Annotated in this window: 19 protein-coding genes and 2 pseudogenes; 10 read left to right on the plus strand and 11 right to left on the minus strand. The window is 71.2% G+C overall.

Annotated elements, in window-relative coordinates; translation table 11 throughout:
- The first annotated feature begins 14 nt into the window (after positions 1-14).
- Complete coding sequence (locus O1R50_RS03200; RefSeq protein WP_270108417.1) at positions 15-1,241, plus strand: MFS transporter; 1,227 nt, start codon at positions 15-17, stop codon at positions 1,239-1,241.
- Here O1R50_RS03200 and O1R50_RS03205 read toward each other — a convergent pair.
- Positions 1,219-1,983, minus strand: a complete 765-nt coding sequence (locus O1R50_RS03205) for an NAD(P)H-dependent oxidoreductase (RefSeq protein ID WP_270108418.1) — start codon at positions 1,981-1,983, stop codon at positions 1,219-1,221. The genes O1R50_RS03200 and O1R50_RS03205 overlap by 23 nt on opposite strands.
- A gap of 177 nt (positions 1,984-2,160) precedes the next feature.
- Between O1R50_RS03205 and O1R50_RS03210 the strand changes: the two genes are divergently transcribed.
- Positions 2,161-3,699, plus strand: a complete 1,539-nt coding sequence (locus tag O1R50_RS03210; protein ID WP_270108419.1) for an Hsp70 family protein — start codon at positions 2,161-2,163, stop codon at positions 3,697-3,699.
- Positions 3,700-3,751: 52 nt separating this feature from the next.
- On the opposite strand, the gene O1R50_RS03215 is transcribed toward O1R50_RS03210, so the two are convergent.
- On the minus strand, positions 3,752-4,594 hold the full coding sequence (locus O1R50_RS03215) for an alpha/beta fold hydrolase (protein ID WP_270108420.1): 843 nt from the start codon (positions 4,592-4,594) through the stop codon (positions 3,752-3,754).
- Between the two features lie 91 nt (positions 4,595-4,685).
- Between O1R50_RS03215 and O1R50_RS03220 the strand changes: the two genes are divergently transcribed.
- Positions 4,686-5,246 (plus strand): TetR/AcrR family transcriptional regulator, encoded by a 561-nt coding sequence (locus tag O1R50_RS03220; protein ID WP_270108422.1) that lies wholly within the window; start codon positions 4,686-4,688, stop codon positions 5,244-5,246.
- Between the two features lie 2,171 nt (positions 5,247-7,417).
- Positions 7,418-8,311: pseudogene (locus tag O1R50_RS03225) on the plus strand (DUF4132 domain-containing protein); the annotation flags it as partial.
- Positions 8,312-8,563: 252 nt separating this feature from the next.
- On the opposite strand, the gene O1R50_RS26225 reads toward O1R50_RS03225, so the two are convergent.
- Both O1R50_RS26225 and O1R50_RS03230 read right to left on the minus strand, forming a co-directional pair.
- Positions 8,564-9,499 carry an aldo/keto reductase gene (locus tag O1R50_RS26225; RefSeq protein ID WP_408612591.1) on the minus strand — a complete coding sequence of 312 codons (936 nt, stop codon included), beginning with the start codon at positions 9,497-9,499 and terminating at the stop codon, positions 8,564-8,566.
- Positions 9,496-10,728, minus strand: a complete 1,233-nt coding sequence (locus O1R50_RS03230) for an ROK family transcriptional regulator (RefSeq protein WP_408612592.1) — start codon at positions 10,726-10,728, stop codon at positions 9,496-9,498. Before O1R50_RS03230 ends, O1R50_RS26225 begins: the two co-directional genes overlap by 4 nt.
- A 74-nt stretch (positions 10,729-10,802) precedes the next feature.
- On the opposite strand from O1R50_RS03230, the pseudogene O1R50_RS26230 reads away from it, so the two are divergent.
- The 3 genes and pseudogenes from O1R50_RS26230 to O1R50_RS03240 form a co-directional block, all read left to right on the plus strand.
- Positions 10,803-10,949, plus strand: a pseudogene (locus tag O1R50_RS26230) (ABC transporter substrate-binding protein); the annotation flags it as partial.
- Positions 10,946-11,791: a sugar phosphate isomerase/epimerase family protein gene (locus O1R50_RS03235; protein WP_270108424.1), complete on the plus strand. Its 846-nt coding sequence runs from the start codon at positions 10,946-10,948 to the stop codon at positions 11,789-11,791. The pseudogene O1R50_RS26230 and the gene O1R50_RS03235, both read left to right, overlap by 4 nt.
- The gene (locus O1R50_RS03240; protein ID WP_270108425.1) at positions 11,784-12,785 is read left to right on the plus strand and encodes a sugar phosphate isomerase/epimerase family protein; all 1,002 of its coding nucleotides are present in this window, start codon (positions 11,784-11,786) and stop codon (positions 12,783-12,785) included. The genes O1R50_RS03235 and O1R50_RS03240 overlap by 8 nt, the downstream gene beginning before the upstream one ends.
- A 130-nt stretch (positions 12,786-12,915) precedes the next feature.
- On the opposite strand, the gene O1R50_RS03245 is transcribed toward O1R50_RS03240, so the two are convergent.
- The 4 genes from O1R50_RS03245 to O1R50_RS03260 all read right to left on the minus strand — a co-directional run bounded on the left by O1R50_RS03245 (position 12,916) and on the right by O1R50_RS03260 (position 17,169).
- A complete protein-coding gene (locus O1R50_RS03245; RefSeq protein ID WP_270108426.1) occupies positions 12,916-14,274 on the minus strand; it encodes a permease prefix domain 1-containing protein in 1,359 nt (452 codons plus the stop codon).
- Between the two features lies 1 nt (position 14,275).
- Positions 14,276-14,644, minus strand: coding sequence for a PadR family transcriptional regulator (locus O1R50_RS03250; RefSeq protein ID WP_270108427.1), 369 nt, complete (start codon positions 14,642-14,644; stop codon positions 14,276-14,278).
- Between the two features lie 285 nt (positions 14,645-14,929).
- Entirely contained in the window at positions 14,930-15,592 is a 663-nt protein-coding gene (locus O1R50_RS03255; protein ID WP_270108428.1) for a nucleoside/nucleotide kinase family protein, read from the minus strand.
- 149 nt (positions 15,593-15,741) lie between these two features.
- The gene (locus O1R50_RS03260; RefSeq protein WP_270108429.1) at positions 15,742-17,169 is read right to left on the minus strand and encodes an MFS transporter; all 1,428 of its coding nucleotides are present in this window, start codon (positions 17,167-17,169) and stop codon (positions 15,742-15,744) included.
- Positions 17,170-17,278: 109 nt separating this feature from the next.
- Here O1R50_RS03260 and O1R50_RS03265 point away from each other — a divergent pair, with 109 nt between their 5' ends.
- On the plus strand, positions 17,279-18,166 hold the full coding sequence (locus O1R50_RS03265; protein ID WP_270108430.1) for a helix-turn-helix transcriptional regulator: 888 nt from the start codon (positions 17,279-17,281) through the stop codon (positions 18,164-18,166).
- A gap of 9 nt (positions 18,167-18,175) precedes the next feature.
- Here the strand turns inward: O1R50_RS03265 and O1R50_RS03270 are convergent, their stop codons facing one another.
- Genes O1R50_RS03270 through O1R50_RS03280 form a run of 3 tightly spaced genes read right to left on the minus strand, consistent with a single transcriptional unit; the run spans position 18,176 to position 21,396 of the window.
- On the minus strand, positions 18,176-19,024 hold the full coding sequence (locus tag O1R50_RS03270) for an MBL fold metallo-hydrolase (protein WP_270108431.1): 849 nt from the start codon (positions 19,022-19,024) through the stop codon (positions 18,176-18,178).
- 40 nt (positions 19,025-19,064) lie between these two features.
- Positions 19,065-20,315 (minus strand): MFS transporter, encoded by a 1,251-nt coding sequence (locus O1R50_RS03275; RefSeq protein ID WP_270108432.1) that lies wholly within the window; start codon positions 20,313-20,315, stop codon positions 19,065-19,067.
- Between the two features lie 10 nt (positions 20,316-20,325).
- A complete protein-coding gene (locus O1R50_RS03280; RefSeq protein WP_270108433.1) occupies positions 20,326-21,396 on the minus strand; it encodes a flavin-containing monooxygenase in 1,071 nt (356 codons plus the stop codon).
- Positions 21,397-21,458: 62 nt separating this feature from the next.
- Between O1R50_RS03280 and O1R50_RS03285 the strand changes: the two genes are divergently transcribed.
- Together O1R50_RS03285 and O1R50_RS03290 are read left to right on the plus strand one after the other, a co-directional pair.
- Positions 21,459-21,773, plus strand: a complete 315-nt coding sequence (locus O1R50_RS03285; protein ID WP_270108434.1) for an ArsR/SmtB family transcription factor — start codon at positions 21,459-21,461, stop codon at positions 21,771-21,773.
- A 163-nt stretch (positions 21,774-21,936) separates the two neighbouring features.
- Complete coding sequence (locus O1R50_RS03290) at positions 21,937-22,791, plus strand: NAD-dependent epimerase/dehydratase family protein (protein WP_270108435.1); 855 nt, start codon at positions 21,937-21,939, stop codon at positions 22,789-22,791.
- The last annotated feature ends 44 nt before the right edge of the window (positions 22,792-22,835 follow it).

Here is a 22,835-nt window from a genome sequence, read left to right on the forward strand (position 1 = left end):
ACACCGTTGACGCCATGGCAACCACCACCAAGATCCGGCCGCGCACCCTCATCCGCGCCTCCGGAGGTCCCCGCTATGCCGCGGCTCTGGCCGTGGACGCGCTCGGCACCGGTTTGCTCCGACCGTTCCTGCTGCTCTACGGGGTGACGGTGCTGCAGCTTTCCGCGCCGGTCACCGGCATCGCGATGACCGCAGGGGTCGTCCTGGGCCTGGCGTGCATGCCCGCGGTGGGCCGATGGCTGGACCGCGGCGCGCGAAGCACGGTCGTGGCCGCATCGATGCTGGTGCGGGTGCTGGGTGTGGCGCTGCTCCTGGCCGCCCCTTTGGGAAACGCCTGGATGTTCGCGGCGGCAGCACTGTTCCTCGGTATCGGCAACCAGGCCTGGCCTGCCGCCCACGCGGCGCTCGTCGCCACCGTCGCACATGGCCGCGAACGCGACGCCGCTCTCGCGGGAGGCCGCGCACTGCGCAACGCCGGCCTGGGCGCGGGCGCCCTCCTCGCCGCAGCATGCCTGGCGGGCGGCGCCACCGCATTGCAGGCGCTGGCAGCCGCCACCGGTCTCGCCTATCTCGCCGCGGCGGCCCTGGCGTGGTCGGTCCGCCTGCGCGCCGAGCCGGCCGACAACTCCACAAGCGACGATGTCGGCGGCCCCGCGCCGCGGATGCGAACCCTGCTGGCCGCCAACGTCGTCTATGTCTTCTGCCTCAACATCCCCGAAATCGCGCTCCCGCTGATCCTAGTGACCCAGTTGCATGCGTCTCCGATGTGGACGTCGGCCGTCTTCGTGGCCAACACCGTGCTGGTGGTCACTCTCCAAGTGCCGGTCACCGTGCTGTTGTCCCGCTTCTCCCGCCGGGCGGTGCTGGCCTTCGCCGGCGTCGTGATCGCCGCGTCCTACCTCGGATTCCTGGCGGCGAGCGCACTGGGACACGGCTGGGCCGCCCCGGCCGTCGCCATCGTGTCCGTGGTCTGCACCCTCGGCGAGATCGTCTACGCCGGCAGCGCCACCGCGCTGGTCGCCGCCCTCGCCCCGGCCCCGGTCCTCGGACGTGCCCTCGCCCGCTTCCAGCTCTCGACCGGCTTCGGCCTCGCCGTTTCCCCGGCGGTCATCACCGGTCTCGCCGCCCTGGGCCCGACTTCGCTCTGGGGCGGTCTCGCCGCCGCGACGCTGCTCTCCGCAGGTGCCGTGGCCACCGACAAGGACCGGGGAACGCGGTTCAGTGGGCGAGATGGAGATTGAATCCGGTGGTGCCGGGGGTTTCGCGGTCGGGGCGGAGTTCGGAGCCGTCCGGGTGGGTGAGGGCGGTGTAGTCGCCTCCGGTCTCCGAGCGGTAGGGGATCGGGTCGGTGGTGAAGGCGGTGGTGAGGCGCATGCGGAAGCGATCGGTGATCTGGCCGTAGTGGTCGTCGCTGAGGTGGACGGCGCTGTGTTCGACGAAGGGCGGCAGCACGTCGAAGCCGGTGAAGTGGAGGAGGCCGTGGTTGAGCGGGAAGAGCAGGTCCTCGATGGGGCCGTTGACGCCTCGTGGCGTGTAGTGGCCGGCGCGGCCGCCGGTGAGGGTGGCGAGCATGGCGCGCTTGCCGGCGAGGGGGCCGTCGCCGTAGCGGGGGAGTGCTGCGCCGTAGGCGAAGTTGTAGGTGAAGACGCGGTCGATCCATCCTTTGAGGATCGCGGGCACGGTGAACCACCAGAGCGGGAAGAGCAGGAGGACGAGGTCGGCGTCGAGCAGCTTCTGCTGCTCGGCGCGGATGTCGGGGGAGAGGCGGCCGGTCTCGAAGGCGGTGCCGGAGGCGTGCATGAAGTCCGGGCCGGTGATGCCGTCGAAGTCGGTGAAGTCGGCGGCCGACTGCCATTTCATGGCGTAGAGGTCGGAGACGACGACGTCGTGGCCCTCGGTGCGGAGGGTGCTCACAGCGAGGTCCTTCAGCGCGGCGGTCAGCGAGTTCGCGTCGGGGTGCGCGTAGACGATCAGTGCTTTCATGCCGCCAAGCCTGACCGGGATCGGCCGGGTCCACCAGAGTCCGCTTGACCCCCGGACGGTTGTTCCCGGGTCCGGCAGACCGAGGATTGAGAGAACCACAGGGCCGCAAGAGGATGCGGAATTGTGACCGGCTCCACCCATTGAACGGGTTCTATTCCACCCAATAGACTCATTGGCATGCAACCCTCGCCCCGAGCAGTCGCCGTGGGGGTCGACCTCGGGTCCTCGACCACGACCGTGTCGACCCGTCGCATCGATCATCGGACCGAGGCCGGGGAGGCGCCGCCGGGAGCGGCCCGCTCCGGGACCGCGTCCGATGACGCGGCCCCGCCCGCCCTTCCCGTCGGCGAAACCGCGCTCGTCGTGCTCGCCGTGCCCGCCACCTGGACCTCGACCCGCCGCCGGGCGCACGCCGAGGCGGCCGCGAACGCCGGGTTCGAACCGTCCATTCTCGTCTCCGAGCCCGAGGCGGCCGCCCGGCAGTACGCCGAAGTCCAAGGGGGCGAAGCGGAGTCGCAGGCGCCGCTGGTGGTCTGCAACATCGGCGCGGGCTCGTGCCACATCGGCGTCGTGAGCCGCGAGAGCGACCACTACACGGTCCAGGCCGCCAAGAGCGCCGACGACATCGGCGGGCGCGAGTTCGACCGGCTCCTGCTCGAGCACTTGGCGGCCCGCCATCGCCAGGCCGAGCCCGAGTTCTGGGCTCGCGCAGGGGACCCCGCCGAAACGGTGCTGCGCGCCGGGGTGCTCGACGAGGTCAGGCGCGCCCGCGAGTACCTGACCGACCATCCTTCAGTGGCCGTCTCCCTGCCGGGCCTCGCCCGCGACCTGCGCCTGACCCGGGAGGACGCCGACCAGTGCCTCACCCCGGCGATCCTGCGGACCGTCGGCCTCGTCGAGGAGGCGATGCGGGACGCGGCGATCGAGGCCGACCAGATCGCGGGCGTGCTGCTGGTCGGCGGGGTGAGCCGGATGCCGTTGGTGGCCGCGGTCCTCGGCCATCATCTCGGCGTCGATCCGGTGCGCACCGACCTGCCGGACCTGGTGATCGCCGAGGGCGCGGCGCTCGCCGGACTCGCCCGGATACGAAGCGACAGCGGCGAACCGGCTGAGGCTCCCGCGGGATTCGCCCGGCTGCGCACGAGCCCGGACGTGCTGGCGACGATCATGGTGGTCGTCTTCGCGGTCGCCTCGTTCGCCGGCGTCGTGCTCCTCAACCGCGGCGGACCCGACGCCGACGAGATCGACAGCGGCCTCGAGCCGACGTCGGAGGTCGTCGGCGAGACGACTATCGGCGAGGCCGAGCCCGGGCCCGAGCTCACCCCGTCGGACGCCGGCGGCTCGACCGAGCCTTCCGCGACCGAGCCGGCAGAGTCCGCAGAGGAGGTCATGGCGTCGCCGAGCGGAACCTCGCCCTCGCCTTCGGACTCCACGCCGGTCTCGAGCGCGACGCCGCTCGCTCCGCCCGCCTCCGACCAGGCGGCGACCACCGCCAAAGTGCCCGATGTGGTTGGTGCGACGGTGGCCGACGCGAGGCGGATGCTCGCCGAGGCCGGTTTCACCAACGTTGCGGCCCAAGGCGACCGCCGCGACACCGAGAGCCCTTCATACGACGACTGCGAGGTCACCGCCCAGACGCCCAGCGGCGGGTCGCGGGCCGAGCAGGATGCGGCGGTCGCCCTGCAGTACGTCTACGTCGGGACCGACTCCTGCTGAACGGCGGAGCGGCCCCCTCCCGACCGGGAGAGGGCCGCTCCGCTTGCGCCGCTTAGGAGCGGACGAACTTCAGGAGCGCTTCGTTCACCTGCTCAGCGTGGGTCCACAGGAGACCGTGCGGTGCACCCGCGATCTCGACGTACTCGGCCTCGGGGAACGCCTTGTGGAAGCGGCGGCCCGTGGCGTCGATGGGGAGGATGTTGTCCTTGTCCCCGTGGAGGATCAGGGAGGGCTTGCCCGCGGCTCGGACGGCCGCGACGTCCTCGCGGAAGTCCTCGATCCAGGCGGGAACGACCGCGTAGGCGGCCACGGGCGCCGAGGTCGTGGCGGTGTTCCAGTTGGCGGTGACGACCTCCTGGCTGATGCGGCCGCCCAGGTTCTCGTCGAGGTTGTAGAAGTCGTTGTAGAACTGGGTGAACCACGCGTACCGGTCGGCCTTGGCGGTGGCGGCGATGCCGTCGAAGACCTCCTGCGGGACGCCCTCCGGGTTGTCCTCGCGCTGGACCAGGAACGGCTCGAGCGAGGCGAGGAAGGCGAGCTTGGCGACGCGGTCGTGGCCGTGGTTCTTGACGTAGCGGGCGAGTTCGCCGGTGCCCATCGAGAAGCCGACGAGGATGACGTCGCGCAGGTCGAGGGTCTCGAGGACCTGGTTCAAGTCCGCCGCGAAGGTGTCGTAGTCGTACCCGGCGCCGACCTTGCTCGACTGGCCGAAGCCGCGGCGGTCGTAGGTGATGACGCGGTACCCGGCGTCGAGGAGTTCGCGGGTCTGCCGCTCCCAGCTGTGGCCGTTGAGCGGGTAGCCGTGGATGAGGACGACCGGCTGCCCGCTGCCCTGGTCCTCGTAGTAGAGCTCGACGGGGGTGCTGTTCTCGGTTCCGACGGTGATGGTGCCCATGGCTCCGGTCCTTTCATGATGGAGAACGATCGTTCTCCGCTGATGTAGACTACGATAGAGAACGATCGTTCTCATCGCAAGGGGTTCTCTTATGATCGACGACACAGCTGCTCGCGCGAAAGTCGTGGAAGCCGCTGACCAGCTCTTCTACGCGCACGGCGTGCAGGCCGTGGGCATGGACGCGGTGCGCACCGCGGCCGGCGTCTCGCTCAAGCGCATCTACGCCCTGTTCCCCTCGAAGGACGCGCTCGTCGCGGCCGTGCTCGAGCGCCGCCGCGCCCAGTGGAACGCCGGGATCGCGGCCAGGGCCGCGGACGCCGCCACCGCGCGCGAGAAGATCCTGGCCGTCTTCGACTTCCTCGACGGCTGGTTCCGCGAGCCGGACTTCAACGGCTGCGCGTTCATCAACGCCTACGGCGAACTCCACGACGGCAACCCCGACGTGACCCGCACCGTCCGCGAGCAGAAGGCCGCGTTCCAGCGGTACGTCGCCGACCTCGTGCGCGACGCCGGAGCGCCCGACCCGCTCGCCGCCCAGATCGCGATCCTCGCCGAAGGCGCCCAGACGACCGCCGCGATCGCGGGCACCCCCGAGGCCGCCGCCCAGGCCCGCGCCGCCGCCGAAGTGCTGCTCGACGCCGCTATGACCTGAGCGCCTGGCCCGTCGCAGAGACGCTGTCGTACTCGGTTCCTATGCTCTTGAGCGTGAATGGAACTGATCCCTCAATCCCGGCTCCCGTCAACGAGGGCCACGTGGACTTCCCCGACGAGTGGCGAGCGCACCTCCTCGACCGGCGCGGGCACGGCACGCCCCGCGCCGTCAAGGTCGACCCCGATGCGCCCCAACGGCTGAAGGCGCTCTTCACCGAGCACGCCGAGCTGCTCGCACACCTCCTCGAGATCATGGACGACCCCGCCTACCCGGACCCGATCCGGGCCGGCATCGCGGGCGAGCCCGACCCGCTCGGCGCCGCCCTCGCCCTCGCCCTCATCGGGAAAGTGGCCCCCGGTCCGTACCTCGACATCGAGGACATCGGCCGGGACGCCTTGATCGGCATGCACGGACTCGCCTTCGCGTGCCGGGCGGCGGTCGAGATGACCGGCTACGAAGTGCACTACTGGGGCCGCGGCTACCGGCAAGGCCGCGCGACCGTCTCCGTACCGGACGTGCACCGGGTCGCGCTCCTCAACGAGCACCTGCGCCGGTTCGGCCCGCTGCGCTCCCTCCTTGCGGCCCTTCCCGAAGCGGAGTACTTGGAGATCCGCGACGCGGTCGAGCCGCACCGCACCACCGACGCCAGGAAGTTCGCCGCCGCACTGCTCATGCCCGACCAGGTGGACTGGGTCCGTGAAGCACTCGACCTCCACCACGGATCGCGCTACGGGGAATACGGCTACGACCTGGTCTGGGCGATCGCCTCGAACGCCGCCGACGCCGCCCGGGCGGGCGCCCGGGTGCTCGGCATTCACGCCAATGTGGACGAACGCTTCGCCCTGCTCCTCGACGCGCTCGGCGCCGACGCGTTCCCAGTGCTGGTGAACACGATCGAGGGCGAGCCGCGCCCGAGCGTCGAGTTGCGCGAACGCCTCTTCGACACCATCGGCCGCCTGCCCTCCGAAGCCGCCATCGCGTACCTCCTCGGCGACCTCACGAACCCGCCCGCGCTCGCCGCGGCCGAGCAGGCCGCCCGCCGGTTCCCGGTCCGCACCCTCCGCACGATCGCCGCCGTCGCACCGAACACCCACCCCGCCACCAAGGTCCGCCTCGGCGGATTCGCCCGCGCGAACGGCCTCCTCGACTTGGCCGACGCCTTGAACGAGACCGAACGCGAGCGCATCACCTCGCTGGTGGAGCGGCGACATGCCGTCGCCGAGACGGTCCCCCAGGCCTTCGTCACGCCCCCTTGGACTCCGTACGCCAAACCCGCCTCCAAGCGGCAGGCATTGGAGCTCGCACCTCCGGGAACCGACGACCTTCGCTGGACTCCGGGAGAACAGGACGAGTGGCGCGAGATCGACGCCGGCTCGGCCGCCTACTGGGCGGACGCGTCCCGCTGGCGTCGGAGCACCGTCGACGACCCGAAGGACTGGGCCTTCAACGGCTTCATCGCCTTCGCACCCGAAGAGCACGCCCGCCCCGCATTCGCGAAATGGGACGGCACCTCGGCATCCCTCAACACGACGGCACTCAAGGCGATCGTCGCCCGCTACGGCGACGAGGCCACCGCGCACACGATGGCGCTGCTCAAGCGCAAGTCCTCGTTCCGCGAGGCCCTGATGCCGTTCGTGAACCTCGCCGCCGCGCGCATCGCGGCGGGCTGGCTCTCCCGCTCCCGCAACGAACGCGCCACCGCCAGGGCCTGGATCGACCGGCACGCCGCCGACGCCGCCGCGCTCCTCATCCCGGACGCCGTCGGCAAGGACGCCAAGCTCCGCAAGGCCGCCGCCGACGCGCTCCGGTACCTCGACAGATCCATTGTGGATGGATCAGCCGCATCCTACGGCGACGAAGCGGCCGCGGCGGTCGCAGCGCTCCTGGACGCCGACCCGTTCGACCCGCAGCTCCCGCGCATCCCCAAGCCGGGCAAATGGGCGGACCCCGACATGCTCCCGCAGGTCCTCCTCGCCGACGGTTCGGCGGCCCTCCCGGACGCGGCACTCCGCACGCTCATGACCGCGCTGGCGATGGACGACCCCGAGCGGCCGTACGCGGGCGTCGACGTGCTCGCAGCCGAGTGCGATCCGGTGTCGCTCACGGCGTTCTCGTGGGGCCTGTTCGAGCTGTGGCTCTCGTCCGGTTCGCCCTCGAAGGACGCGTGGGCGATGGACCAGCTGCGGCGGTTCGCCGGCGACGACGCGGTGCGCCGTCTGACCGCGCGCATCCGCGAGTGGCCGGGCCAGGGCCAGAACCGCAAGGCGATCCGGGGCCTGGAGATCCTGGGCGCGGTCGGCTCAGAGGCCGCGCTGCGCTCGGTCCACGGCCTCGCCCAGAAGGCGAAGTTCAAGGCGCTCAAGCAGACCGCGACCGAACAGATCGAGGTGATCGCCGAGCGGTTGGAGCTCACCCTCGACCAGCTGGAGGACCGGCTCGTGCCGGACTTCGGGCTGGCCGACGAGTCGCTGGTGCTCGACTACGGACCGCGCTCCTTCACGATCAAGTTCGACGAGGCGCTGAAGCCGTACGTGATCGACGAGAAGGGCAAGCGCCGGGCGAGTGCTCCGAAGCCCAACGCCAAGGACGACCCGGAGCTCGCGCAGCCCGCGCACGAGCGGTTCGCGGCGCTTCGTCGCGAGCTCAAGACCACGGCCGCCGAGCAGGTCAAGCGCCTCGAAGGGGCGATGGGGACCCGCACCTGGACTCGCGCCGAGTTCCAGGAGTACCTGGTCGACCACCCGCTGATGTGGCACCTCTCGAGCCGCCTCGTCTGGCAGGCCGGGGACGTCGCGTTCCGGCTCGCCGAGGACCGGACCCTCGCCGACGTCGAGGACGAGCCGTTCGAACTGCCCGAGGACGCAACGGTGCGCTTGGCGCACCCGCTCACGTTGGGCGACGAGGTCGAGGCGTGGGCCTCGGTGCTCGCCGACTACGAGATCCTGCAGCCGTTCGATCAGCTCGCCCGCCCGGTGTTCGAACTGTCCGAAGAGGATCGAAAGAGCGGCCGCGTGTCGCGGTTCGAAGGTGCGACGACCGGCGGAGGCCCGCTCATCGGGCTGCTCAGCCGCGGCTGGAAGTTCGGCGGGCCGATGGCCCGCGGCGGCGGCTACGGCCTGTACCGGGAGTTCCCCGAGGGCGGTTACGTGTTCCTCGACTCGACGCCCGGCGTCCACCCCGGCTACGGGTTCGACAACAGCACCGAGCAGACGCTCACGAACGTCGAACTGGTCCTGCCCGAAGGAGACGCGGTCGGCCCGGTCGCGGTCTCCGAGGTCCTGCTCGTGGTCTCGCGCCTCCTCCGCACCGCCCCAGCGTCAGATTCGGGCCTGCGGGGCCAGCGCCTCGAGCTCTTCCCAGAGGGACTCGGAGATCTCGACGTCGAGGAGCGCGATGGTCTCGGCGGCCCGCTCGGGACGCGAGATGCCGACCACTGTGGAGTCGGTCAGCGGGGAGCGGGTCGAGAACTGCAGGGCGGCCGCGATGAGCGGCACCCCGGCGCGCGCGCACGCCTCGCCCATCGCGAACGCGGCGGCGGCGATGGCCTCGTCGCGTTCGCCGTAGCAGTACTTCGGCTGCTGCGCAGGGCCTTTGGCGAGCATCCCGCCGCCGTAGGGGGCCGCGTTGAGGACGCCGAGGCCGCCCGCGCGGGCCTTGGTGAACAGTTCTTCGGCCTCGCGGTTGAGCAGCGTGTACCGGTTGTGGTTGAGGACGAGGTCGAACTCGCCGGTGTCGAGGTAGCGCTGGCTGAGCTGCACGTCGCCGGAGGCGACGGCGAGGTGGTCGGCGACGCCGGATTCGCGGATCTCGATGAGCGCTTCGAGCGCGCCGCCGGGCGCGAAGCCGTCCTGCTTCATGAACTCGGGGTCGTGGAGGGCGAGGATCGGCAGGTGGTCGACGCCGAGCCGTTCGAGGCTCTCTTCGAGGGACCTGCGCACGCGGTCGCCGGAGTAGTCGCCGGTCTCGGGGTCCGCGTCTACTTTGGTCTGGAGAATGAAGCCCTCGGGGAGGCCGCCGCGGCGCCGGATGGCCTCGCCGATGCGGCGTTCGGACAGGCCGTCCTTACCGTAGTTGTTGCCGGTGTCGAGGTAGTTGACCTCGCTGTCGAAGACGGCGAGGATCGTCTGGACGGCCCGCTCATCGTCCACTTCATACCCGTACACCGAGTCGAACCCGGCGAGCGTGCTGGTGCCGATGCACAGGGGCGTGACTTCGAGTCCTGTCTGGCCGAGAGTGTTGCGCTGCATGTTCATCCGTTCGTCTTGAAATCGGTGGACGCGTCGAGTCGGGCGGGGTCGAGGGCGTGCTCGATGACCATGGCGCCCGCGCCGATCGCGCCGCTGGTCTCGCCGGTGCGGGCGGCCGCGATGCGGAGGTGCCTGGTGGCCAGCGGGAGCGACCGCTGGTAGATGACCTCGCGGACGCCCGCGATGAGGTGGTCGCCGGCGAGTGAGAGGGAGCCGCCGATGACGATGATCGACGGGTTGAAGAAGTTGACGGCCCCGGCGAGGACTTCGCCGATGTCGCGTCCGGCCTGGCGGACGAGGCGGAGGGCGGGGACGGAGCCGGAGCGGGCGAGTTCGACGACGTCGAGGGAGCCGCCCGCGCGGATCCCCTGCTCGGTGAGGTGCTTGGCGATGGCCGCGCCGGAGGCGACGGCTTCGAGGCAGCCGGTGTTGCCGCAGCGGCAGGGGACGTCGTCGGCGCCGGCGACGCGGATGTGCCCCATGTCGCCCGCTGCGCCTTGCGCTCCCCTGTAGACCTGGCCGCTCGCGATGATGCCGCAGCCGATGCCGGTGGCGGCCTTGACGAACAGCAGGTGCGCGTACTCGGGCCAGGCGGTGAAGTGCTCGCCGAGGGCCATGATGTTGACGTCGTTGTCGACCATGACGGGCACCGGGATGCGTTCGCGCACATAGGCGGGGACGTCGAAGCCGTCCCAGCCGGGCATGATCGGCGGGTTGACGGCGCGGCCGGTGCCGTGCTCGACGGGCCCGGGGAGGCCGATGCCGACGCCCAGGAGATCGGCGGCGGGGCGGCCGACCTCGGCGAGGAGCGCGAGGCCGTGTTCGACGGTCCAGTCGAGGACGGCCTCGGGGCCCAAGGCGATGTCGAGGTCGGCGCTGGTGACGGCGAGGACGCTTCCGGCGAGGTCGGTGACGGCGAGGCGGGCGTGGGCGGCGCCGAGGTCGGCGCCGAGGACGATGCGCGCGGCGGGGTTGAACGCGAAGGTGGCCGGGGGCCTGCCGCCGGTGGAGGCGGTCTCGCCGGTGGGGGCGATGAGCCCGGCGGCGAGGAGGGCGTCGATGCGGCCGGTGACGGTGGAGCGGGCGAGTCCGGTGAGGGCCGCGAGTTCGGAGCGGGTCCGCGGGGCGCCGTCGCGAAGGAGCCGGAGCAGCGCTCCGGCGCCGGCCGAGGCCCCGGGGGCGCCACGGCGGGGCACGGTTGAACCAGGCGCCGTCGAACCATCTGTCACTCCCATAGTCAACCACACGGGTTCGGACGCTGACATGACGTAACTCTCTCATTACGCCGACAACTTTTGCTTGTGCTCTGTCAGAATGGGTGCTGCCGCAGGAGCCGATCACGGAGGCCGACTTGGACGACTACCTCGAACGCAACGCCGACATGCCCTCGCCGCACTGCGGCGAGTCCGGCGGCGAGGACCTGCCCGGATGCCGCGACGACTGGCGCGACCGTTGACCCGGAGCATCGGCGTCAACACCTGGGTCTGGGCCTCGCCGCTCGACGACGAGGCCCTCGCCCGGCTCGCAGTGCGCGTGCGCGACTGGGGCTTCGACGCCATCGAGCTCCCCGTCGAGAACCCCGGCGACTGGGACCCGCAGCGCGCCGATGAAATCCTGAAAGGACTCGGCCTCGGCGCCACCGTGGTGCTCGTGATGGGCCCGGGCCGCGAGCTCGTCGACGCCCCGCGCGACGTGGTCGCCCGGACCCAGGACTACCTGCGCCGCGTCGTCGACGCCGCCGTCACGGTGGGCTCCAAGGTCATCGCCGGACCGGCCTACGCCTCCGTCGGCCGCACCTGGCGCGTCCAGGACCGGTCGGCCGCCTACCGCGACCTGCGCGAGCACCTCGCCCCGGTCGCCGACTACGCCGCCGAACGCGGCGTCACCGTCGCCGTCGAGCCGTTGAACCGCTACGAGACCAGCCTCATCAACACCGTCGACCAGGCACTCGATGCACTCGACGGTCTTCCGGGCACCGCGCTGGCCCTCGACGTCTACCACATGAACATCGAGGAGACCGACATCCCGGCGGCGATCATCCGCGCCGGGGACCGGATCGGGCACGTCCAGGTGAGCGGTAACGACCGCGGCTCGCCCGGCAGCGACCACCTCCCATGGGGTGAGATCCTGCACGCGCTCGACCTGGCCGGTTATCCCGGCCCCCTTGTCATCGAGTCCTTCACCGCGCACAATGCGACTATCGCGACGGCCGCTTCCATCTGGCGGCCGCTCGCGCCGACCCAAGACGCCCTCGCCGTCGACGGACTGACCTATCTGAGGAGTCTCACGGATGCCTAGACCGATCACACTGTTCACCGGCCAGTGGGCCGACCTGCCGTTCGAGGAGGTGTGCCGACTCGCCGCGGGCTGGGGCTACGACGGGCTCGAGGTCGCCTGCTGGGGCGACCACCTCGACGTGGTGCGGGCCGCCGAGGACGACGACTACGTCGCCGAGCGCAAGGCGATCCTCGAATCGCACGGGCTGGGATTGTGGACGATCTCCAACCACCTGGTGGGCCAAGCGGTCTGCGACGACCCGATCGACGACCGCCACAAGGCGATCGTGCCCTCCCGCGTGTGGGGCGACGGCGAACCCGAGGGCGTGCGGCGGCGCGCCGCCGAGGAGATGAAGGCGACCGCGCGGGCCGCCGCGAGACTCGGCGTCGACACCGTCGTCGGCTTCACCGGCTCGGCCGTGTGGAAGTACGTGGCGATGTTCCCGCCGGTCTCGGAGGCGGTCATCGAGGCGGGCTACGACGACTTCGCGGCCCGCTGGAACCCGATCCTCGACGTGTTCGACGAGGTCGGCGTCCGGTTCGCGCACGAGGTGCACCCCTCCGAGATCGCCTACGACTACTGGTCGACGCACCGCACCCTCGAAGCGGTCGGGCACCGCACCGCGTTCGGGCTCAACTGGGACCCGAGCCACATGGTGTGGCAGGACATCGACCCGGCGGCGTTCCTGTGGGACTTCCGGGAGCGGATCTACCACGTGGACTGCAAGGACACCCGCAAGCGCTTCGACGGCCGCAACGGCCGCCTCTCCTCGCACCTGCCCTGGGGCGACCCGCGGCGCGGCTGGGACTTCGTGTCCACCGGCCACGGCGACGTGCCGTGGGAGGACTGCTTCCGCGTGCTCAACGCGATCGGCTACGCGGGCCCGATCTCGATCGAGTGGGAGGACGCGGGCATGGACCGCCTCCGCGGGGCGCCCGAAGCCCTTGCGTACGTGCGGGACCTGAACTTCGACCGGCCCGCCGCGTCCTTCGACGCCGCGTTCAGCTCCGAATAGGACCGATTTCGGGCCGCGGGGGCGGGGCGCGCGCGCCGCGGGCCCGCCGGCCCGGGGGGCGCCACCCCCCCCCCGGGGCCCCCCCCCCGCCCGCCCCCCCCCCCCCGCGCCCCCGCGGCCCTTGGGCTCCCTACGCGAAGGCGAAGATCGGCGGGAACGCCAGCACCACGACCCATGCCCACGCGGCGTACACCGGCACGTAGTCGGTCTGCCAGCGCTCGAGCCGCGCGAACGGCTTGCGGCCCTTGATGATCGACCAGTACAGCCAGGCCGACCAGGCGAGGTTGACGAACAGGATCAGGTTCTCGCCGAGCGCCGCGCTCTTGTTGGGCGTGAAGCCCCACTCGGTGATGCGGCCGGTGATCGCGACGAGCACGAGCACGTCGATGAGCAGGGCGCTCACGATGAGCGCGAGCTGCGTCCAGTCGAAGAACCCGGCGGGCGCGCCCGGGTCGCGGGCTGAGATCGAGTACAGGACCAGGCCGAGGACGACGACCAGGAGCAGGTCGAACAGGATGAGCATGTCGCGTTCGACGTCGATCGCGTTGGTGGTCACGGCGATCGCGACGAGCACGGCTGCGAGGGTCACCGCGAAGAGGGGCGTGAAGACGCGGGTGAGGACCGGCGCCATGTTCTCGATGACGCTCTGCTTCGCCTCGACCAGCCACGCGGCGACGACCACGGCGGCCGCACCGCCGCAGGGGACGAGCCATTCGCTGATGAACGTCTCGGCGTCGATCCCGATGGCGCTGAAGGTGCCCACGGTGATGCCGGTGAGCACGCCGCCGCCGAGGCAGATGAGCACGAAGTAGATGAACCACTCGCCGGTGAAGCGGATGAAGTCCATGCGCTTCTGGCCCGAGCGCCAATCGCCTGCGGCGTAGGCGATGCCGACGACGATCCACAGCGCCAGCGGCAGGTGGATCGCGGTGAGCACTATGGACTGCGAGTCGTCGTCGAGCCGGTAGGCGTTGGCGGCGACGGCCCCGAGCGCGAACAGGCCGATGAGCGCGGCGGCGGTGCCGCGGTCGACGCCGCGCCGCCACGCGAAGTAGACGGTGAGCGGCGCGAGGACGAGCAGGCCCAGGTTGCGCAGGTAGAAGGCCGCGCTGTCGTCGAACCCGAAGCCGAAGAGCGCGGGGAGTTTCACCGCGAGCACGGCGAGGGCCGCGCAGGCGATCATGACGAGGAGTCCGCGGCGGCGCTCGGCTTCGGCGGGCGCGTCGTCGGTGAGCACGAGCTGCTTCCACAGCCGGTCGGAGTGCTCGCGGGCGAACTCGCGCGAGAGCTCGTCCATGCGGCCCATGCGCTTCACGGCGATGAGGAAGGCCTCGTCGGGGCGCAGGCCCGTGGCGGTGAGGTCGGCGACGCGCTCGCGGAGGTGGTCTTCGAGTTCGTCGACGTCGGCGCCGCTGACGGCGCGGCGGCGGAGCATGTAGGTCCGCCATTCGGCGATCTGGGTTTCGAGCTCGGTGTCGTCCACGGTCATCTCACCCCTCCAACACGGGCGACGCGGTCGGTCCGATCGACCGCGTGGCCTTCCAGATGTCTTGCAGCGCTTCGGTGACGGCGTCCCACTGCTTGCGCTGCTCGGCCAGTTCCCTTCGGCCCGAGGGGGTGATGGCGTAGTACTTGCGGCGGCGCCCGCCTTCGGGGGTGCGCCAGCTGGCCTCGACGTGACCGAGCCGTTCGAGGCGGTGGAGGAGGGGGTAGAGCAGGCCTTCGGTCCATTCGAGGCGGCCGCCGGAGCGCTCGGCGATCGCTTTGAGGATGGCGTAGCCGTAGCTCTCCTCCTCGGCGAGGATGCCGAGGACCAGCGGTGTCGCCGAGGCGGCGACGAGGTCTTTGGCGATGTGCATGAGGGGCGCCTCCTAAACCCTAGTAGTTCTATGCCTTGAGGTGCTATGCATCGTAGCGCTAGGGTTCGCGGCCCGTCAACTCGTGCCTCGGCGGGTCCACGCCGGCGTCCAGCGGGTGAGCGCGCCCGCCCCCGGAAACGCGACACGCCGCCGCACGCCGGTGCGACGGCGTTCGGGGCGGATTCTTGTCGTACCTCTGCGGGACGGCGTCTTTTTCACTGGTAGTGGCGAAGGTGGGATCGGGTGGGTACCCGGGGCCGCCCATATGGGCGGATTTCGGTCGGTTCAGACCTCCGGCCGACCGATCTGCAGCTTCTCGAAATCGAGCACGAGATCGGCGCGGCGCCGGACCGCGCGGATGCGTTCGGCGTTGCGCTCATCGACCTCGGCCACCCAAGCGCGGGCCCGCTCCGGCGACTTCCCGAACCGCTCGTGGCGCGCGACCAGCCGCGCCAGGCGCAGCGGCTCGGGCGCCTCGCAGTACCAGACCTCGGTGAGCGCGGCGCGCACCGAGGGCCAGGGCCCGGTCTCGTCGAGCAGGTAGTTCCCCTCGGTCACCACGACGTCGGCAGTGGGCGGCACCGCGATCGCCCCGGCGACGGGCTCGCCGATCCGCCGGTCGAACTCCGGCGCGTAGACCGTCGCTTCCCGTTCCGCCGCAATGCGTTCCAGCAGCGCCCGGTACCCGTGGCCGTCGAACGTGTCGATCGCGCCCTTGCGGTCGCGGCGGCCGAGTCGCACGAGTTCGGCGTTCGCGAGGTGGAACCCGTCCATCGGCACCTGCACCGCCCGCCGCCGCTCGGGGTCGAGCGCGTGCGCGAGCCACGCGGCGGCGGTCGACTTGCCCGCGCCTGGGCAGCCCGCGATCCCGATGAGTACCCGCCCGCCGCCCGCGCGGAGGTCCTGCGCGCGGTCCAACAAGAGCTGAGGGTCGTCTGCGATGTCCACGCGCCCGAACCTATCCGACCGCTGGCGCGCGGGCGCGGGTCGGGCGCGAGCGTGAACGGAGTGATCCCGGCGAATCGGACATTGATGGGACCGGTCTCGGCGAAGCTTGCGAGCCGCAGATTGGCGCGGTCCTAACCCTGCCTCCCGTCCTACGCCCGCACCCTCAGGCTCAATCCCACGTTCACCAGGGCCGTCGCCCCCTGGGCCGCGATCGTCCACGCGTACGCCGCCTGCACGCCGAGCTCAGGCGCCAGGGCCAGGAACACAGCCCCGAGCACCGCCACCCCCGAAGCGAGCGAGATCTGCTGGAACGTGGCCATCACGCCGCTGCCGACCCCGGCCCGCTCCGGCGGGACCTCGGCGAGCACCACCCGGAACAGCGTCGGCAACTGCAGGCCCTGCCCGAAGCCGACGGCGAGCAGCGCCGGGGCCATCGCGAGCGCCGCCGTCCCCGACCACGTCGACGTGACTGTCCACACCAGAGTGGCGAGTCCGGCGATCTGCACGACCACACCCCACGTCACCGCCCGCCCGCCGAGCCGCGGGGCCAACCTCGGCCCGAACGCGGACCCCGCGAAGAACGCCAGCGCGTACGGCACCAGCACGAACCCCGCCGCGACCGGCCCGTAGTCGAGCCCCTGCTGGATCGCGACCGCCGAGGCGAACAGGAACCCGCCGAACCCTCCCATCGACAGCATCATCACCGGCAGCCCTCGCCGCATCCCAGGCAGCGCAAGGAGACTCGGCGGCAGCAGCGGCACCGCCCCGGCCCGCTCCTTGCGCCGCTGCATGATGAGGAACACGCCCGCGGCGAACGGGAACGCCCCCAAGCAGATCCACGACCACGCCGGCCAGCCCGCCGCGCGCCCTTCGGTGAGCGGCACGAGCAGCAGCACCATCGCCGCGCCTAGCAGGACCGCGCCGAGCGGGTCGAGCGGCGCCGACTTCGGCGCGCGCGACTCCGGGACCGTGCGCAGCAGCAGGGCGGCCGCGATCGCCACGGCCGGGACGTTGATGAAGAACACTGAGCGCCAGCCGGTTCCGGCGATGTCCGCGCCGACCATGAACCCGCCGAGGATCTGCCCGAACGCGAACGCGAGGCCCACGACGGCCCCGAACATGCCCATGGCGCGGGCCCGGCCGGCCCCGGAGGTCGTGGCCTGGATGGTCGCCATCGCCTGCGGCAGGCACAGCGCCGCCGTGGCGCCCTGCAGCATCCGCGCCGCGACGAGCGCACCGCCCGTGGGGGCGAGCCCGCACAGCAGCGACGTGACGCCGAACCCGATGAGGCCCAGCACCATCAGCCGCCTGCGGCCGAAGGCGTCGCCGAGCCGCCCGCCGAGGACCAGCAGCGAGGCGTACGCCGTGGCGTACCCGGCCACGACGAGTTCGAGCGCCGCCGGTCCGGCGTCGAGGTCGGCGCCGATCGTCGGCAGCGCCACGTTCACGATAAACGCGTCCATAGAGGACAGTGAGGCGATGAGGAGGATGGTGAAGAGCCCGGCCCCGGAGAGGCCGGCGCCCCGCGCGGGGGCATCGAGCGGCGCCGAAAGCGGCGCGCTGGCGGTCTGCGTCATGCACCGACCTTGGCGCGGCGCCCAACCCGGTATCTGATCGTCGTTATCCGGGGACTGGAACCACCTGGCTCGCGGACTCGAACCGGGGCATCCTGGTGGGATGGGAACCATGACCGCGACCACCCCGACTGCGGACGCCGCCGGCGACGCGACCCCCGCCGAACCCCCGCACCTGGCCGAACGCCGCCGCGAACTCGCCGATTTCGTGCGTTCCCGCCGCGAGCGCCTCACCCCCGAAGTCGTCGGCCTCCCGCCCGGCCGCAGGCGCCGCACGCCCGGCCTGCGCCGCGAGGAGGTCGCGCAGCTCGCCTCCGTCGGCGTCTCCTGGTACACCTGGCTCGAGCAGGCCCGCGACATCACGGTCTCGCCGCAGGTCCTTGACGCGATCGCCCGCGCCCTCCGCCTCGACGCCCCCGAACGGTCCCACCTGTTCGGTCTCGCCGGTGCCGTCGACCCCGCTCCCAGACCCACCGGAGTCGAAGTGCCGCAGTCGCTTCGGGCCGTGCTGCGGCAGGTCGAGCCGTTCCCCGCGTCGATCCAGAACTGCCGCTACGACCTCCTGCAGTACAACCGCACGTTCAGCCGCCTGTTCACCGACCTCGACGCGCTGCCGCCGCGCGACCGCAACTGCATGTGGCTCGCCTTCATGGACCCCGGCTGGAAGCACGCCCTGGTCGAGCGGCGCGAGACCCTCGAGCTCATGGTCGCGAACTTCCGGAGGTTCGGCACCGCCCACTACGAGGAGACGCATTGGCGCCAGCTCGTCGACAGGCTGCTCGCGGCCTCGCCCGAGTTCCGCGAGATCTGGGATCGGCGCAACGTCGCCGACAAGGTCCAGGAGATCAAGCTCTTCCGCAACCGCGACGTCGGCCTCGTGCGCCTCCACGCCGACCGGCTCTGGACCCAGCCCGGGTGGGGCATGCGCTTGACCGTCTTCAGCCCGGCCGACGACGAGACCGCTGAGAAGCTCGAACGCCTCCGGCGACTCGCCGGTTGAGGGCGGCGCTCACGGCATCGGCACGAACGGCTCCGTCAGGTGCGAGGAGGCCACGTGCAGCACGGCGCCCCCTTCGGTCCGCAGCAGCTGCTCCCTTGAGCGCCTTGCCGTCTCGCGGTCGATCTCGTACACGTACGCGAGGTCGGGGTACAGGAGCTGGATCGCGTTCACCAGCAGGTCGCCGGTGATGAGCACCGACTCGCGGCCGTCCGCCACGACCACGCTCTGATGTCCCGGCGTGTGCCCCGGCGTCGCCACGACCCGGCCCGCGCGGAGCGGCGCGTCCCCTTCGAGCAGCCGCAGCTGCTCCGACGCCCTGAGCGGGTCGATGAGCGTCTCGCGGAGTTTCGGGTTGAGCATGTCGACGGCGTCGAACTCGGCCTGCTGGATGAGGTACTCGGCGTTGGGGAAGAACGGGCTGAGGCCGGTGCTAGGCCCGTCGCCGCTGGTGGTGACCGCCTCCTCGGCCACGACGGCCCAGCCGATGTGGTCGGTGTGGAGGTGCGTGAGCACCACGGTGTCCACTTCGGCCGGATCGATCCCGGCCGCCGCCAGCGACTCGGGGAGCTTGCCGGGCAGAGGCGCCCAGGTGGCGGGGGCGTCGGCCGGGCCGATCCCGGCGTCCACCAGCGTGATGCCCTTCGGGCCGCGGATCGCGAAGGCCCGGAAGTTGAGCGACCAGCGGCCCTCGGCGTCGACCGCGCCGGGGTCGAAGCGGTCGACCGCCGCCCATTGCGCGGGCGTCGCGTCCGGGAAAGCCGCTTCCCGGGACGTGAACGGGAAGGGGCCCGCGCCGTCGGCGAGGGCGATGATCTCGGACGAACCGATCCGGATCGCAGGAGTCGGGGCAACAGGCATGCCGCGATCTTGCCACGTGACACGAGCAGGTGCTGCAGCACTACCGGCCTGCATTCGGTGCCACGACGGGTCGGCGGAACAAGCCCTCCCCGAGGCAGATCGCGGCGGCGATGAGCACGAGTGCGGCGAGGAGCGCGAACATCCGGGGGTGACCGCCGGTCCAGTCAATGAGGACCGCACCAGCCCAGGGGCTGAGGGCGATCGCGATGGTGGCGGGGGCACTGAGGATGCCGTGGAGCGTGGCGTAGCCGCTGGGCCCCCAGCGGTCGGTGATGGCGGTGGCGTCGAGCAAGGTGAAGGCGCCGCGGGCGGCGCCGAGGAGGATGACAGCGGTGAACACCAGGCCGAGGGGCCCCGCGATGAGTGCGGTGGCCAGAGTGGCCGCGGCGCCGATGGCGAGGATGATCACGGCCCGAATGGTCGGGCCGGTGCGGATCGTGATGGGTGCATAGGCGATGCGACCGAGGAGTTGGCCCGCGCCGCAGATGCCGAGGGCCCAGGCGGCAGTGGCGGTGTCCATGCCGCGTCCGGTCATGAGCGGGACCAGGTAGAGGTTCGAGGTGCTCATCGCGAACGCGGCCAAGGCGATCGCGACGGCGAGGGCGATGAACGTCGGTTTGGTGATGATCTTTCTCCGGTCCGGAACGGGCGAGGTCCCCTCGCCGTTCGCGTCCGAAAGAGGAGCGGGCCATGGCGGGTTGAGGGCGATGGCGTGGGCCGGGATCGTGACGGCCGCCAGGATCGCGGCGAGAGCGAGATAGGCGCCGCGCCAGTCGAGGTGGCTCGCGAGGTACGCGGTGAAGGGTGCGTAGACCGTGCTGGCGAGGCCTCCGGCGAGGGTGAGGATGGTCAGGGCCTGGACGCGTTTAGGGCCGTACCAGATGGTGATGGCTGCGAATGCGGGCTTGTAGAGGACGGCGGCCTGGGCGATGCCGGCGAGGATCCAGGCGGTGGTGAACGTCCATAGGTTCGGCGCGGTCGCAACGCCGGCGAGTGCGACCGCGGCGAGTACCGAGCCCGTGGTCATCACGAGGCGTGGTCCGAGGCGGTCGAGCAGGTGCCCGACCGCGATCCCCGCCAGGGCGGAGGCGGCGAGCCCGGCGGAGAAGGCGCCCATGACGGCGGCCGTTGACCACCCGGTGTCGGCGGTGATGTAGCCAAGCAGGACTGGGAGGGCGTAGAAGAGGACGCCCCAGCTGGTGATCTGGGTGGTGCACAGGGCAATGAGGACACGGCGCGGCACGGGTGGGTGCGCGCTGGCGGTCTCGAGGGGTGCGGTGCGGGTGGCCATGGGGTCAGGTCTATCCGATTTCCTTGCGAGTGTTCAGCACGAGGGCGGACAGCGGTCGGGCGATGCGGGCCGCGTCGAGGCCGACGCCTCGGATGCTCGCCGAGGAGAGGCTGCGCTGCCATTCGAGTCCGACGAACGCCAGGCCCGTCAGGGTGCTGGCGTGACCGCCTTTGCGGCGCGGGCGGCCTTGATCGTCAAGGACGTCGAGCCCGGAGAGGTAGTCGAGGGCGGGCCGGTATCCGGTGGCGAGGATGACGGCGTCGACGTGCTCGTCGGCGCCATCACTCCAGTTGACGTGGTCGGCTCCTAGGGAAGTGAACATGGGCCGGTGGTCGGGTCGCCCGGCGGCGATGGCGGTGCGGTAGCGGCCGGTGTCCAGGACGGGGACCGTCGGCGGGTGGGTCAGGAGGCGGCCGACGGGGGCGGTGTCGAGCCCGGTGACGGTGTACCAGAAGTGCAGGTCCCGTCCGAGTGGTCGTTGCGGTGCGAAGCGGAGCTTCCCGCGGGTGGTGACGGTGACGCGGGCGGCCTCGGCGAGTTCGGTGGCGATCTGGACGGCGGAGTTGCCACCGCCGACGACCAGGACCCGCTGCCCGGCGAAGGGCTCGGGCCGCTGATAGTCGGCGGCATGGAGGACCGTTCCGGTGAATCTGTCGAGGCCGGGGAGGGCGGGCCGGTGGGGGTTGGTGAAGCCCCCGGTCGCGGCGACAACGGTGCGGGCGTGGAGGCGGCGGCCGTCGGCCAGGTGCGCGATGAAGATCCCGTGATGGTGCTCGAGCGCCCGGACGCAGTGGTCGGTGCGGATGTCGGCGTCGAGCCGCTCGGCGTACGCCGCAAGGTAGTCGGTGACTTCGTCGCGGTGCGGGTAGCGGTCGGGATCGCCGGGGAAGGGCATCCCGGGCAGGGCGGAGTAGCGGGCCGGGGAGAACAGGGTCAGCGATTGGTAATACTTCGGCCATGCACCGGTCGGGGCGTCACCTGCTTCGAGGACGACTGGGCTGATGCCGTGCTTGCGGAGGGCGTATGCGGCGGCGAGGCCGGACTGACCGGCGCCGATGACGAGGGTGTCGATGAGGTCCATCTCCGCATCATATCGTCATTCCACGATTTCACGAAATGACGATATGTATCTAGGATGGGACCATGGCGACTGCGACTCACGACCCTGCTCCGCCCGCCCCCGACGAGACGACCGCGCGGTTCCTGAAGGCCCTGGCGAGCGAGGCCCGCCAGCGGTTGATGCTCCAGTTCGCGGGAGGTGCCGAGCTGAGCGTGGGGGAGGTGGCCGAGCGGTTGGAAATCGGACAGTCCACCGCCTCCCAGCAGCTCGCACAGCTGAAGGATGGCGGGCTGCTCACCAGCCGCCGGGAGGCGAAGACCGTCTACTACCGCGCGGACAAGGTCCGGATCGGTGCCGCGCTCGATCGACTCCGCGGCTTCCTCGACGGCTGCTGTTGACTCCGCGGGCGGAGCCAAGGACGAGACGGTCGCAAGCGCACCGCCGAACCGCCCGTTACCAGGCGGGTTGCCCTGGAGCCCACTCCAGGTCCTACACTTCGGGCCGTACCAGCCCGGAAGGCGCGACCCGCGCGCGAAGGGCGCGACCAAAAGGGGGAACGCGATGACACGCGTGGCAGTGACCGGCGGCAGCGGCAAACTCGGACGCGCGTGCGTCCGCGATCTGATCGAGCACGGCTACGAGGTCGTCAACCTCGACCGCGCCCCTTCGCCCGACAACCTCGCGCCGTTCCTCCAGATCGACCTCACCGACCACGGCCAGGTCGCCTCCGCCCTCAGCGGCGTCGACGACCGCTACGAAAGCCTCGACGCCGTCGTCCACCTCGCCGCCGTCCCCGCCCCGGGCCTGCGCCCCAACTCGGCGATCTTCCACAACAACATGCTCAGCACCTACAACGTCTTCGCCGCCGCCAAGACCGCCGGCATCGACAACATCGTCTGGGCCTCAAGCGAAACGGTCCTCGGCCTCCCCTTCGAGACTCCGCCGCCCTACCTCCCGGTCGACGAGGAGTACGCCCCCCGCCCCGAATCCACCTACTCCCTCGTCAAGACCCTCGAAGAGACCATGGTCGACCAGCTCTGCCGCTGGAACCCCGGCCTCAAAGCCACCGGCCTGCGCTTCTCGAACGTCATGTACGTCGAGGACTACGCCGCCTTCCCGGCCTTCAACGACGATCCGACCCTCCGCAACTGGAACCTCTGGTCCTACATCGACGCCCGCGACGGCGCGCTGGCCATCCGCCTCGGCCTCGAACGCGAAGGCACCGGCAAGGAGGTCTTCGTGATCGCCTCGCCCGACACCGTGATGACCACGCCCACACCGGAACTCGTGCAGGCGCACTACCCGGGCCTCGAACTCAAGCGCCCGGTCGAAGGCCACGAGACGCTCCTGTCGATCGACAAGGCCCGCAGGATCCTCGGCTACGACCCGAAGCACACCTGGCGCGACCACGTCTAGGCGTCGCAAGGGCGGGACCGGAGTCCCGCCCTTGAGCGACAACG

It is taken from the genome of Glycomyces luteolus, assembly GCF_027622875.1.
Classification (GTDB): domain Bacteria; phylum Actinomycetota; class Actinomycetes; order Mycobacteriales; family Micromonosporaceae; genus Glycomyces; species Glycomyces luteolus.